The organism is Spirosoma sp. KUDC1026, from assembly GCF_013375035.1.
Lineage (GTDB): Bacteria > Bacteroidota > Bacteroidia > Cytophagales > Spirosomataceae > Spirosoma.
Window position 1 is genome coordinate 5,513,074 of sequence record NZ_CP056032.1, and the last position, 12,672, is coordinate 5,525,745.

Here is a 12,672-nt window from a genome sequence, read left to right on the forward strand (position 1 = left end):
GCTGACGCCTAATTCGCTCTTTCATTCTTTCACTCATTCGCTCCTTATGAAATCATCAGGTTGCATCCTCGCACGTCGGAATTATCGAAGCGGCCGATAACACGGAAACTACCGTCGGTTTCGACGTACTGCCCCAGATCCTGCGTTTCGATGAACGAGCAGGAATCCAGATTGGCCAGGTCGATAACATTAATTCCCCCCGACCGACGCTCATTTCCCTCGTCATACATCGAGAAAGGGTCGTTTATATCACGCAACAGCACCCGTAACGTAGCGCTGTTGCGGAAAACTCCGCTGCCCATCGAATACGCCTGCGAGAGCAGCTCGGTCATGCCGTATTCAGAATGAATGGTTTTTATCCCCAGTTGCCGGTTCAGGATTTCGTGTACCTCTTCCCGAAGCAGTTCTTTCCGACGACCTTTCATTCCCCCCGTTTCCATAACAACCAGGTCCGAACCAAACTCTTTCAGGAACGACAAATCTTCTTGAGTATCCTCGGCCCAGTCCAGCAGCCCAAATGTTACTCCAATCAGCAGGACCCGCTTTCTCCAATCAGACTCCTCGCTACGCTGGCTTGCCAGCCGGCGCAATTCAGTCGTTAATTCAGAATAGTTGTTCAAATAGAACCCACCAGTATTGTCAGGATTTATCTGCGCCATAAATCGCTGAACCATATACACCAGCGACGAATTATTTCGTTCAAGATAGGATGGTAACAACGCCAGGATATGGAAATCGCGGAGGGGGCCATACGTCTCCTCGAAAATCCGGACACTGACGGCATCATATAACTCAGGATCGACAACCAGATGGCGACTCGTCTGCTGACCGGTTGTCCCGCTACTGGCAAACGTCAGCGGAGCATCCAACATATCTTTATCGGCTTGCAACCCTGTCAGAATAGAATGGGTCTTGAAAAAGCTGATGGGCATGAACGGAATCTGACGAATTTCTGTCACCGTAGCGGGCGAGCTATTCAATAAACGAAGATATTCGCGATACACAGGGTTGTACGCAGCCTGGTATTGAAACACCGCTAGCGTCAGTTCATCGAACGTAGTGTCGGTAACGGTCAGAATCTGTTCGCGGAGCGATTGCCGCCGGGCGAATACGTCGTCCGGAAGCGTTGATAAAAAAGACAAAACAGTAAAAGCGTTTTATTGCAACACGAGTACAACAGTATGCGACGGCAACAAATTCAACCCTATCTTTTTATCCTGGGTATTGCCCTGCTGGCAATGGGCTGTTTCAACGAGCCTAATTATTCCAATACACCAGAAATTACCAGTGTCGCCGTTTTCCCCTACAAGAATTTGGCAGGGGGAACGGGCGTTGGGCAGAGCCGCCGGGATTCGGTCGTCATTACCATTGGTTTCCGCGATGGCGATGGCAACTTGGGTAACGATTTACCTCTGGCCAAAGCCGACTCGGCCCGGTATGCGTCTAACGGCGGCTGGGGAAACTACAAGATTACGACCCTGCGACTGGTGAATAACCGCTATGAAGAAGTTCCTCTCGCTGTCAACCAGACACTGATCTTCCCCAACCTGGCCAAGGGCCGGCCGGCAGGACCGATTGAGGGAACGCTGGATTTCAACTCGACATTTCAGTATGGGACCTCTTTCCGGCTTTATCCGGTTAAGTTCCAGATTCAGATTCGAGACCGGGATTTAAACGTGAGCAACGTCATCGAAACCGACACGGTTACCGTTCCCTTCCAGCGCTAAGCCGATCATTTTTGACGTACAAGTCTGCCCCTACCGGCAGACTTTTTTTTATGCCTGATCCAGCACAATTCGGAACGTGGTACCTTTTCCCACCTCGGAGCTTTTGACAAACAGCCGCCCGTCGTGGTATTCTTCAACAATTCGTTTGGCCAGTGTCAGGCCCAGCCCCCACCCCCGCGTTTTAGTACTGAACCCCGGCGAGAAAACTTTCTGCATGTTTGCTTTCGAAATCCCTTTCCCGGTGTCAGTGATGTCGATAGCCACCTGTTTGTTTGGTAACAATAGCATATTCAGCCGCAGTTCGCCCACGCCTTTCATGGCATCGACGGCGTTTTTGCAGATATTTTCGATGACCCACTCGAACAGCAGTTTATTGATCCTCACCTGCTGACCAGCCGGAATCTGGCTGGCTACGCTCATCTTTACTTTCGTCGAAATCCGTTTCGACAGGTAGTCGGCGAATTGTTTAACGACTTCGTTGATTGTTTCCTCTTTCAGCGTGGGCACCGATCCGATGCTGGAGAAACGGGCCGTAATCGTTTCCAGACGCATGACATCTTTTTCGATCTCGTCCGTAATAGACGTATCATACTGGTCGGGATCGGACCGAAAGAACTCCACCCAGGCCATGAGCGACGACATGGGTGTTCCCAGTTGGTGAGCCGTTTCTTTGGCCAGTCCCACCCAAACCCGGTTCTGCTCGGCCCGGCGCGACGAACTGAACGCCAGGTAAGCCAGCACACCCAGTGCAGTCAGAATGGCTAAGAGCACGTAAGGGAAATAAGTTAACTTACGTAGCAGCTTAGAATTATTATAGTAGACTAATCCCCGCACACCATTGCCCATATCAACAGGCAATGGAATGTGATTCTTACGCATTTCAGCGATTTTCTGCCGGATAAACTTGTTATCTTCTTCCTCACTGAGTCCCTCCGGCGTATCAATATTCCGACGTTGAGCCACTTGCCCGTCCGGATTTACATAAATAGCTGGAATTGACCGGTTAGCTTCCAGTATCTCGCTGGTCACAAAAGTCAGATCACCGGCGTCGGAGTGGGCCGGATCAACCAAGTAAGCAATGGTTTTAGCGTACAACTGTACATAGTGCTCCTCCCGATCTTCCAACTGCCGAATCAGGCGGTTTGTGTATAGCAACGATCCGGTTCCGACCAGCAGCAGGTTGAGGGCCACAATGATCTTGAGAATATTATTCTGGCTGTAAATATCAAATGACTTCAGCATACTGTGTTGTGTGGTGAGGGTAACCAACGACCGTTGACTAAAAGCATTGTTCCCTTTCGGTAACACACTGGCCTTTCGCTCATTAAACCCAGCCAAGTGCAAAACTGTCCAATTGGCAAATTTACCCCCTTAGTAAACGAAAAAACGGTCAATTTTGATGCAAACGCAGAACGCGGACTCGATGAGCGGTGTTAATCAGATAAATAGGATTGAGGGAAGAAAGATCAAAGTTATTTGGATACTTTCTAAATAGTATAACCAACGCAGACCGGCGTTTCTATCTCCGGGATTGCGCCGTATTTTTGTATTGGCAACTGCCGTTCCTTGTGATTTTCTGAAATGTTAGATACGTTCAAATCGATTAGCCTATCCCATAAAACGGCACCTCTCCGTGTTCGGGAGCTAATTGCACTCAACGAAGACGAAGCTAAGCGGCTCATGCTGCGCCTGCGCGACTTTTTTGGGCTTTCGGACTTGCTGGTTGTTTCGACCTGTAACCGTACGGAGGTATATTATGCGTTTGAGCAGGATCTCAATACTGAGATTACTCAGCTCCTGCTTATCGAAAAAGGGCTGACGGATACTGACCAGTACGTACCCTATTTTCAGTTCTTCGGCACGCACGATGCGGCTGTACGGCATCTGTTTGAAGTGTGCGTTGGGTTGCATTCGCAGGTTGTAGGCGACATGCAGATCCCGAATCAGGTAAAGCAAGCCTATCAGTGGTCGGCCGATCTGGATATGGCGGGGCCATTCCTGCACCGGCTGATGCATACCATCTTCTTTACCAACAAGCGCGTTGCTCAGGAAACCTCATTCCGTGACGGAGCGGCCTCGGTTTCGTACGCAGCCGTTGAACTCATCGACGAGTTGGTTGGGAACCACCACCGCCCGAACGTGCTGATCGTTGGTCTGGGTGAGATTGGCGCTGATGTCTGCAAGAATCTGGCAGCAAATGCCGTTTCCGGTCAGGATTTGAGCAACATTACCCTTTGTAACCGCACGCTGGCAAAATCGGAAGCAATCGCAACTGAACACGGTTTTCGGGTGGCTGACTTTGCTGACCTTACGAACGAGATTCGCCGGGCCGATGTGATTATCTCGTCGGTAATGCGCGACGAGCCACTCTTTACGCCGGCTTCGCTCAGCGAGATCAACGTACTGACTTACAAATATTTCATTGACCTGTCGGTACCCCGTAGCGTTGATGCCACTGTCGAGCAGATTCCGGGCGTGCTGGTCTACAACATTGACCACATCCGCAACCGGACTGACGAAGCGCTGAACCAGCGGCTGGCCGCTATTCCGCAGGTGGAAGCAATCATCGATCAGGCGGTTAGTGAATTTGGTGACTGGTCGAAAGAGATGATTGTTTCGCCGACGATCAACAAACTGAAAAACGCGCTGGAGCAGATTCGTCGCGACGAAGTAGCCCGGCACATGAAGCACCTCACCCCCAACGAGTCGGAGAAAATCGACAAAATTACACGGGGTATTATGCAGAAAATCATCAAATTACCTGTACTGCAGCTCAAAGCAGCCTGCAAACGCGGAGAAGCCGAAACATTGATCGACGTATTAAACGATCTCTTTGACCTCGAAAAACAACCCGCCTGATTGGCGTAAGGTATACGATAAAGCGTTTTTTTACACGTTCCGGACTCCCAAATCGTTATTGATTTGGGAGTTCTTATTTTACCACTATCGTCAGGTTTGTTTCGCGCTTAATGTCCAGATTGCTTAGTACCTTACTTCGGTTATTTATTGTTGTGCTGCTGGTGATTGGCCTGATTGCGCTTTGGGAACTGGTTCGCGGCAGCGACGCGTTGAGCCGTTTCCGGCGGAACGACACGACAACGCAGCGTATCGTCCTGAAAGAAGTGACGGCGCTGGGCAAACTGGAACTGGTCAAATATACGTTCAAAGATATCGTTGAACACGAACAGATTAACACCTTTCTGCCCAATGGCAATGCCATTCTGGTCGTTGAAGGAGAGGCCACTGGCTGCGTCGATCTGACGAAGATACAGCCCAGTGATATTGTACTTGAGAATGATTCGTTAACGATTCGGCTGCCAGCACCGGAACTATGCAACTGGCGTATCAACCACGATCATTCCAAAGTGTACGATACACGGTTTACCTTTCTGGAGGAATCTAAACTGGTGGACAACGCCTACCAGCAGGCCGAAAAACAGATCCGGCAATCGGCGCTTGATGGTGGAATCCTGGAGCAGACCCGGCAGAACGCTAACCGAATGCTACTCCCTTTGTTGAGCCAGTTGTCCGGTAAAAAAGTAGGTCTTATTTTCACGAGATAGCGCCGATTCGGGTACAGTTTTTGAGAATACCCCTACGTTGGATATCTGATCTACGGGAAGAGACACATCAGCTTCCCGTTTTGCCTCCATGTGACACCTAAACACTCGTCTACCTATGAACGCAAAAGCTCCTCGCATCACAAATGGCAACCTGTTAATTGCTGAGCCATTCATGGGCGATAATAACTTCGACCGCAGCGTTGTGCTGGTCTGCGAACACAGCGACGCCGGTACGTTCGGGCTGGTTCTGAACCAGCCAACGGATATTCATCTGGGTGATGTAATCGACGAAGTTCAGGCTGACCTCCCGCTATTCATTGGCGGGCCGGTTCAGCAAAACACCCTGCATTTTATTCACCGTCGCCCCGACCTTATCGACGATTCCATCCGGATCGCAGAAGGCTTATACTGGAGCGGCAATTTCGAGCAGATTAAGCGCGCCGTCAATCTGGGAACGCTGACCGAGCGCGATGCCCGCTTTTTTATTGGCTACTCGGGCTGGAGCGAGGGTCAGCTAGCCGATGAATTACTGAAAAAATCGTGGATCATCAGCCAGGCCGATGCCAGTTTCCTGTTCGATACGCCCGTTGATCAGTTCTGGCGCGGGGTGCTCAAACGGATGGGTGGCGAATACAAATCCATTGCCCACTACCCCGTCGATCCCCGGCTCAACTAACCTTCGGCTAGAGGGGTTAGCGGCTTCTTAACTTTTTTTAACCAATTTTACGGGCAGTTTGGCAGCATCAGATGGATTGGCCCCGGCAAATCGTCCAATGTTTCCTAAGATCACGCGTTATCGGAAGGTGAATTATCTTCCAATCAAAGCCTGTATGCATTTTTTTCGACTACTTCTTCTTTCTTCTCTTTTTACTTTCCCGCTTCTTTCCAGCGCTCAGAGTGACAATCCGGTCGGTGGTCATTTCGGTTTAAAAATTGGTGCAGCCCTCAGTCAGATTAATATTACAGGGGTTAATGCCAACATTCCCAAACGGAGTCTGCAACCGCACATTGGGGCTATGTATCGGTATAGATACCATAAATTTGTGGCGCAGCCCGAACTTCTGCTGGCCATGAAAGGCGCTACGTTTCAAACTCCCATTGTGGGTCAAACCGAGCGTACGACCACTGCCATCAACTACTATTACGTCAATGTCCCGCTGCTACTGGGGTACATTCCAACCGAGGGGTTGACCTTGCAGGCGGGCCCGGAACTTGGCTATGCTCTGAACGCCGGAAAGACCAACGGACCCGGCAACCGATACGATGTGAGCCTGGCCGTCGGTGCGCATTACGATTTTCTGGATATGCTGAACAAATTCAGTCTGCACGTACGGTATGTGTACGGATTTGCCAACGTATCGCCCGTGGCGCAGGCAACGTACCTGAACCGGCAGTTGCAGGCATCCATCGTGTACAACCTGTACCCGAAGAAAAAGAAGTAAGAACGGCCTCTGTTTACCAGGCCCATCACTAGTCTCACCCGGCCTATGCTGTCTGACTTTGGCGTTATTCTGCTGTTTATTCTGGCGGCTTTTGCCTTCCTGAGCCTGATTCTGTTCGGCGCAAAACTGCTACGTGTGGATCGCCCAAACGTGGAGAAAAACAGTACGTATGAATCGGGCGAGGAACCGATTGGTAACGCCAACATTCAGTTCAACATCCGCTTCTACGTTATTGCGCTGGTTTTCGTGCTGTTCGATGTGGAGTTGGTATTTCTGTTCCCCTGGGCTACTGTATTCGGACGGGCTGACCTGATCGCTGAAACGGATGGGCTCTGGGGCTGGTTTGCCTTATCTGAAGCGTTTCTGTTTGTTGGTATTCTAGCGCTGGGTTTAGCCTACGTGTGGGTGAAAGGGTACCTGGACTGGGTGAAGCCGCAGCCAAAAACTCCGACTACAGATACGCGCGTTCCAACTACTCTCTACGAGCAAGTCAACAAAAAATACGAACGACGCTAGACTTCTGATCAGGAACCGATCCACGCTCAGTTGTGGTTGCCTAGAAGGACGCTGTTTTACGTAATCGATCGACATGGATAAATCCGGCGACGCGGGCATCATTCTGATGCACTCCGAAGAACTTCTGAACTGGTCACGGGAAAAATCGCTGTGGCCCATGACGTTTGGCCTGGCCTGCTGCGCCATCGAAATGATGCAGTCGTTTGCGTCGTCTTATGATCTGGAGCGGTTTGGCATTTTCCCCCGGCCTTCCCCCCGCCAGTCGGATATTATGATCGTGTCGGGCACCGTTACCTACAAAATGGCCGATCGTATCCGGCGGCTGTATGAGCAGATGCCCGAGCCCCGCTACGTTATTTCGATGGGGTCCTGCTCAAACTGTGGCGGTCCCTACTGGCAGCACGGCTACCACGTCGTGAAAGGCGTTGACCGAATCATTCCGGTGGATGTGTACGTGCCGGGTTGCCCCCCCCGCCCTGAAGCGCTGATCGATGGTTTCCTGAAACTACAGGAAAAAATCAGAACTGAACATCCGCTCTTGGGAGCCAAAGATGTTGTACATTCGGCGGAATAACTCCTCGAACTCTACTCTTCTGGCGCCTTACCCATGAACGCCCTGTCTGTATCTTTTCGCCAACTCCTCGGCTTGCTGCGGCTGGTGGGGTTTCTGTATGCTGTGACACTGGTGCTCGGTTTACTGGCCGCGCTACCGTTTTACAACACGCTTAAATCGGAATATCACGACTCATTGGAGTTCATAAAGCTGCTGGATGGCTTCGACTATACTGTCTTTTCCGATTTCATGCGGCAGAGTCAGCAAACGCTATACCCGCTCTTTAGCGTTGGTCGCTGGCTGGGTGTATTCCATCTTTTCCTGAGCGTTTTCTTCTCAGGGGGTATCCTCTTCTGCCAGGCTCAGGCAGGCTCCCGGTTTCATATTGGTACGTTCTGGCAGGCCTGTAGCCACTACTTTGGCCGGTTTCTGAAAGTTGCAGGCGTTACAATTCTCTTTGTGCTGGTCAACACCATCATCTGGGTTCTTGCGGGCAGTCTGGCAATCATGGCCGTGAGCGATCCCCTCACCGAACGCGGTCAGTTCTGGATTGGTATCACTGCCTTTGCGCTGTTCATGCTCACAACGACACTGCTACTTTGTGTCGGTGACTACGCAAAGGTGATTCTTTTTGAAGAGGACGATCAACGTGCCTTTCGGGCCTTTGGTCGCGCCGGTCGGCTGGTTCTGAAAAATCCGGGAAAAACGTATGGTCTTTACTGGTTGCTGATTCTGATCGGTACAGCTGTTTTCGGATTGTATTTTCTGGTTGAAGAGCATGTAACGATGAGTGGCTGGCTGACGATTAGCCTGCTTTTTCTGGTACAGCAGGCTGTTATTTTCGTTCGGGCAGCCCTGAAAGTCTGGTCGCTGGGACTGGCCTACAACGTGTATAAAATTCTGCCAAAGCCGGCACCCGTCGCTCGACCCGTACCGACGGTTATTCCTACTCATGAGTCCGCCTATACAGCAATCGCTGCCGATGACGCATCCGGTGACTCGCCCGCCCCGGACAGTGCCGGCATGTACTCTCCTGAGACGGGTACACCAACCGACAAGGAGTAGTGCTTTCTTTGGTCATTTCGTATTATTGCAGAATTGTTGAATGTCTTCAATTAATTCTGCCGCATGGCTGTTCCAACTATTCCGCAAAAATCCGAGACCGTCGAAGCTGGTCTATTTAGTTTACCCGTTATCGTAGCGGCCCTTGGCTACTTCGTTGACATCTACGATTTGCTTCTGTTTGGAATTGTTCGGGTGCCGAGTTTACAGGACCTCGGTCTGAATGCCGAACAGATTTCCTCGGTCGGTACAGCCATAATGAACTGGCAGATGGGCGGTTTGCTGATCGGCGGTATTCTCTGGGGCGTCATTGGCGATAAAAAAGGTCGCCTGTCGGTTTTATTCGGTTCGATCCTGACGTATTCCATTGCCAACATTGCCTGCGGCTTCGTTAAAAACGTTACGTTCATGGACCCGGCTACGTACTACGCCATCATGCGTTTTATTGCGGGCGTGGGCCTGGCGGGTGAGCTGGGAGCGGGTATTACGCTGGTCAGCGAGATTCTGCCGAAGGAAAAACGGGCCATTGGTACCTCCCTGGTTGCCGGAATCGGTTTGTCGGGGGCGGTTGTGGCTTACTTTACCGTAAAGCTGTTCGACTGGCAGATGGCTTTTTTCGTGGGTGGTTTACTGGGGGTTGGCCTGTTGCTGATGCGGGTTGGTGTGGTTGAATCCGGTATCTTCAAAGACGTAACGGGGCAGGTAGGCGTTAGCCGCGGTAACTTCTTTTCCTTCTTCACCAACGCGAATCGGCTGGGGCGTTACCTACGCTGTATCGGCATTGGTTTGCCGACCTGGTTTGTCATCGGTATTCTGTCAACCTTCTCAAACGAATTCGGGGTCGCGCTGGGAATTCCCGACGAAATTCAGCCGGGTCTCGCCATCATGTGGTGTTACGTTGGTCTGGCCCTTGGCGACCTGAGCAGCGGTTTCATTAGTCACGCACTGCACTCCCGGAAAAAAGGCGTTGCCGTACTCATGAGCATAGCGTTGATCTTCAGCGTCGTTTATCTGTTTTTCGGCATTAAGACAGCCACACTGCTCTATGGTCTTTGCCTGGTTATGGGCTTTGGTATTGGTTACTGGGCCATGTTTGTTACCATTGGCGCCGAGCAGTTTGGCACCAACCTCCGCGCCACAGCTGCCACGACTGTTCCGAATATGGTACGGGGGCTGGTTATTCCGATGACGCTGACGTATCAGGTCTTGAAGTCCCCCATAGGCGTTATCAATTCGGGCGCCGTCGTTGGTCTAATCGCGTTTCTCATCGGTTTTTATTCCATTGCCAGCATACCTGAGACGCACGGCAAGGACCTGAATTACCTGGAAGATTAAGCTTTTCGCCGTCCATCAGCCGAATCGGCCGTTGTTCCTAAACGGCAGCGTTACGCCTGGTCAAGTGCATCATTGGAGTGAATTCAGTTCTGTAACACTAACTAAATCGCACTCCCATGAAAACTTACTTCCGTCTGATTACCAGCAGTTTACTTGTAGCATTTACTATCTTCACTGCTGCATCGGCGAGCCCAATTGATGGCTCACCATCCGCTCAGAAATCATTCGCAGCCGTCATGTATCCGGCTGCTGCGACGTCTAAAGTGTGGTTACACCTTGAGAAGTTTAAGCTGACCGACAAAATCAACGTTGAATTATACGACGAACGCGGCAAACAGTTATTCTCCGAAACGCTCCCCCAAAAAGCAGGCAAACGTAACACGTATCGTCAGCAATTCGATCTGAGCGGAATTCCCGACGGGAAATACACGTTCCGGCTATCGAGCGGAAATCAGACCGAGGAAGTTACGTTCAACCTGACCACGCCAACGGTGGTTCAGCAAACGGCTACCCGTTTCGTCACGATGAAGTAAATACTCTTTTCTTTTGGCTTACCAGCGCGGGACTTCGTTCCGTGCTTTTTTATTGTCTGCCGGCTCTACAAACAAACCGTATTCATGTGTATGACATATCGGCAGAAAACAGAATTATTAGGAAATGATTTTGCTAAATCTCGTCTTTTTCAAGAAATAATTGCTTTTTTACCGCTTATTATCCAAACTCATTTCTGCGTGCCGCAATGAACCAGCTAAGCCTGATTGATTACATTATATTCTTTCTCTATTTTATCGGGGTGTCCTCCTACGGATACTGGATTTACAAGAAAAAGCAGTCGACCAACCTCGATACCAAAGACTTCTTCCTGGCCGAAGGATCGCTCACCTGGTGGGCCATTGGCGCATCCATGATTGCGTCGAACATCTCGGCCGAACAATTTATCGGCATGTCGGGAAATGGCTTCACCTTCGGGGTAGCCGTAGCGGTGTACGAATGGCTGGCGGCTATCGCACTCATCATTGTGGCGGTGTGGTTCATGCCCATCTACCTCAAGAACCACATCTACACCATGCCGCAGTTCCTGAAGACGCGTTACAACGAGACTGTCAGTCTAATTATGGCCATTTTCTGGCTTTTTTTATACGTATTCGTCAACCTGACATCAATTCTGTTTCTAGGTGCACTGGCAATCAGTAACCTGGCGGGACCGGATTACTTTCACGCCATCGTTATCGGCCTCAGCATTTTTGCCCTGCTGATTACGCTGGGCGGGATGAAAGTAATTGGCTTCACGGACGTTATCCAGGTTTTGGTACTGGTCATTGGTGGTCTGGTAACGACGTACATCGCGATGACGCTGGTGAGCGAAAAGTTTGGCCTCGGCAACGACGTTATTGCTGGTTTCAAAGCCATGATGAACGACGCAGAAGACCATTTTCACATGATCTACGAAAAGCCAGGTCCGAACGCGTCGCAGGCCGACATCAACAAGTACCTGACGCTACCGGGCATTGGCATGTACGTTGCCGGTATCTGGATCGTGAACCTGAACTACTGGGGTTGTAACCAGTACATTACGCAACGGGCGTTGGGGGCCGATTTGAAAACGGCCCGGACAGGTATTCTTTTCGCGGCTCTCCTGAAGATTTTCATGCCGCTCATCGTTATGGTTCCTGGTATGGCTGCCTACGTATTGTACAAGAACGGAAGCCTGCAACAGGAAATGGCACCGAACGGTGTGCTTCTGGCCGATAACGCTTATTCGGCGATTCTATCGTTCCTGCCATCGGGTTTGCGCGGCATGTCGCTGGCCGCCCTGACAGCCGCTATCGTGGCCTCACTGGCAGGCAAAGCCAACTCCATTTCGACGATTTTCACCCTGGATATTTACCAGAAATATATCCGCAAGGACGCTTCCGAAAAACAACTGGTCTGGGCCGGCCGGGTTACGATTCTGGCTGCGATGCTGGTATCGATCGGTCTGACCTGGCAGGATACACTGGGCATTGGCGCCGAAGGTGGTTTTACATTTATTCAGAAATATACGGGCTACCTGAGCCCCGGTATTTTTGCTGTCTTCATTCTCGGTTTCTTCTGGAAGCGGACAACCGGCTCAGCCGCTGTAATCGGTATTCTGGCCAGCTTTGCGCTGGCGATTCTATTCAACAACTACGCTCCTGCCCTATTCGGGAATGACACAATTCTTTATACTGCTTACCCAACTGGTAATGGTGGTTACGAGATTCCCTTTCTGATCTGCATGGGCTGGACGTTCGTATTTACGATTCTGCTGATGGTGGCGATTAGTCTAGCCGGCCCAGCGATCAGCAAAAAAGCGTTTCAGATCGACGCCAGCATGTTCCGTCTGGCCCCAAATCATGTCGCGCTCATTACGGTTGTGATGCTCATCATCTCGGCGCTCTACGTCCGGTTCTGGTAGTTAGTCGCTGGTTTTCGTTGGGAGCCTCAAAAATACA

Annotated in this window: 13 protein-coding genes; 11 read left to right on the forward strand and 2 right to left on the reverse strand. The window is 50.8% G+C overall.

Annotated elements, in window-relative coordinates:
* Positions 1 to 44: 44 nt before the first annotated feature.
* Positions 45 to 1,142, reverse strand: a complete 1,098-nt coding sequence (locus tag HU175_RS23220; protein ID WP_176568840.1) for an acyl transferase — start codon at positions 1,140 to 1,142, stop codon at positions 45 to 47.
* Between the two features lie 39 nt (positions 1,143 to 1,181).
* On the opposite strand from HU175_RS23220, the gene HU175_RS23225 reads away from it, so the two are divergent.
* Positions 1,182 to 1,727: a hypothetical protein gene (locus tag HU175_RS23225; RefSeq protein ID WP_176568841.1), complete on the forward strand. Its 546-nt coding sequence runs from the start codon at positions 1,182 to 1,184 to the stop codon at positions 1,725 to 1,727.
* A gap of 48 nt (positions 1,728 to 1,775) precedes the next feature.
* On the opposite strand, the gene HU175_RS23230 is transcribed toward HU175_RS23225, so the two are convergent.
* The gene (locus tag HU175_RS23230) at positions 1,776 to 2,969 is read right to left on the reverse strand and encodes a sensor histidine kinase (protein ID WP_176568842.1); all 1,194 of its coding nucleotides are present in this window, start codon (positions 2,967 to 2,969) and stop codon (positions 1,776 to 1,778) included.
* Positions 2,970 to 3,308: 339 nt separating this feature from the next.
* On the opposite strand from HU175_RS23230, the gene hemA reads away from it, so the two are divergent.
* The 10 genes from hemA to HU175_RS23280 all read left to right on the forward strand — a co-directional run bounded on the left by hemA (position 3,309) and on the right by HU175_RS23280 (position 12,635).
* Positions 3,309 to 4,586 (forward strand): glutamyl-tRNA reductase, encoded by a 1,278-nt coding sequence (gene hemA, locus HU175_RS23235; protein ID WP_176568843.1) that lies wholly within the window; start codon positions 3,309 to 3,311, stop codon positions 4,584 to 4,586.
* 110 nt (positions 4,587 to 4,696) lie between these two features.
* A complete protein-coding gene (locus tag HU175_RS23240; protein WP_176568844.1) occupies positions 4,697 to 5,290 on the forward strand; it encodes a DUF4230 domain-containing protein in 594 nt (197 codons plus the stop codon).
* 115 nt (positions 5,291 to 5,405) lie between these two features.
* Positions 5,406 to 5,966 carry a YqgE/AlgH family protein gene (locus tag HU175_RS23245; RefSeq protein WP_176568845.1) on the forward strand — a complete coding sequence of 187 codons (561 nt, stop codon included), beginning with the start codon at positions 5,406 to 5,408 and terminating at the stop codon, positions 5,964 to 5,966.
* Positions 5,967 to 6,120: 154 nt separating this feature from the next.
* Complete coding sequence (locus HU175_RS23250; RefSeq protein ID WP_176568846.1) at positions 6,121 to 6,732, forward strand: porin family protein; 612 nt, start codon at positions 6,121 to 6,123, stop codon at positions 6,730 to 6,732.
* Between the two features lie 45 nt (positions 6,733 to 6,777).
* The gene (locus HU175_RS23255; RefSeq protein ID WP_176568847.1) at positions 6,778 to 7,248 is read left to right on the forward strand and encodes an NADH-quinone oxidoreductase subunit A; all 471 of its coding nucleotides are present in this window, start codon (positions 6,778 to 6,780) and stop codon (positions 7,246 to 7,248) included.
* A gap of 73 nt (positions 7,249 to 7,321) precedes the next feature.
* Positions 7,322 to 7,822 (forward strand): NADH-quinone oxidoreductase subunit B, encoded by a 501-nt coding sequence (locus HU175_RS23260; RefSeq protein WP_176568848.1) that lies wholly within the window; start codon positions 7,322 to 7,324, stop codon positions 7,820 to 7,822.
* Positions 7,823 to 7,855: 33 nt separating this feature from the next.
* Positions 7,856 to 8,866 (forward strand): hypothetical protein, encoded by a 1,011-nt coding sequence (locus HU175_RS23265; protein ID WP_176568849.1) that lies wholly within the window; start codon positions 7,856 to 7,858, stop codon positions 8,864 to 8,866.
* Positions 8,867 to 8,929: 63 nt separating this feature from the next.
* Complete coding sequence (locus HU175_RS23270) at positions 8,930 to 10,198, forward strand: MFS transporter (protein ID WP_176568850.1); 1,269 nt, start codon at positions 8,930 to 8,932, stop codon at positions 10,196 to 10,198.
* A gap of 116 nt (positions 10,199 to 10,314) precedes the next feature.
* Positions 10,315 to 10,731: a hypothetical protein gene (locus tag HU175_RS23275; RefSeq protein ID WP_176568851.1), complete on the forward strand. Its 417-nt coding sequence runs from the start codon at positions 10,315 to 10,317 to the stop codon at positions 10,729 to 10,731.
* Between the two features lie 206 nt (positions 10,732 to 10,937).
* The gene (locus HU175_RS23280; protein WP_176568852.1) at positions 10,938 to 12,635 is read left to right on the forward strand and encodes a sodium:solute symporter family transporter; all 1,698 of its coding nucleotides are present in this window, start codon (positions 10,938 to 10,940) and stop codon (positions 12,633 to 12,635) included.
* Positions 12,636 to 12,672 lie beyond the last annotated feature (37 nt).

Excerpts from the sequence above, each read along its gene's own strand:
- HU175_RS23240 (WP_176568844.1), top strand. The coding sequence starts at position 4,697 with ATGTCCAGATTGCTTAGTACCTTACTTCGGTTATTTATTGTTGTGCTG.
- hemA (WP_176568843.1), top strand. The coding sequence starts at position 3,309 with ATGTTAGATACGTTCAAATCGATTAGCCTATCCCATAAAACGGCACCT.
- HU175_RS23280 (WP_176568852.1), top strand. The coding sequence starts at position 10,938 with ATGAACCAGCTAAGCCTGATTGATTACATTATATTCTTTCTCTATTTT.
- HU175_RS23260 (WP_176568848.1), top strand. The coding sequence starts at position 7,322 with ATGGATAAATCCGGCGACGCGGGCATCATTCTGATGCACTCCGAAGAA.
- HU175_RS23250 (WP_176568846.1), top strand. The coding sequence starts at position 6,121 with ATGCATTTTTTTCGACTACTTCTTCTTTCTTCTCTTTTTACTTTCCCG.
- HU175_RS23265 (WP_176568849.1), top strand. The coding sequence starts at position 7,856 with ATGAACGCCCTGTCTGTATCTTTTCGCCAACTCCTCGGCTTGCTGCGG.
- HU175_RS23225 (WP_176568841.1), top strand. The coding sequence starts at position 1,182 with ATGCGACGGCAACAAATTCAACCCTATCTTTTTATCCTGGGTATTGCC.
- HU175_RS23270 (WP_176568850.1), top strand. The coding sequence starts at position 8,930 with ATGGCTGTTCCAACTATTCCGCAAAAATCCGAGACCGTCGAAGCTGGT.
- HU175_RS23275 (WP_176568851.1), top strand. The coding sequence starts at position 10,315 with ATGAAAACTTACTTCCGTCTGATTACCAGCAGTTTACTTGTAGCATTT.
- HU175_RS23245 (WP_176568845.1), top strand. The coding sequence starts at position 5,406 with ATGAACGCAAAAGCTCCTCGCATCACAAATGGCAACCTGTTAATTGCT.
- HU175_RS23255 (WP_176568847.1), top strand. The coding sequence starts at position 6,778 with ATGCTGTCTGACTTTGGCGTTATTCTGCTGTTTATTCTGGCGGCTTTT.
- HU175_RS23230 (WP_176568842.1), bottom strand. The coding sequence starts at position 2,969 with ATGCTGAAGTCATTTGATATTTACAGCCAGAATAATATTCTCAAGATC.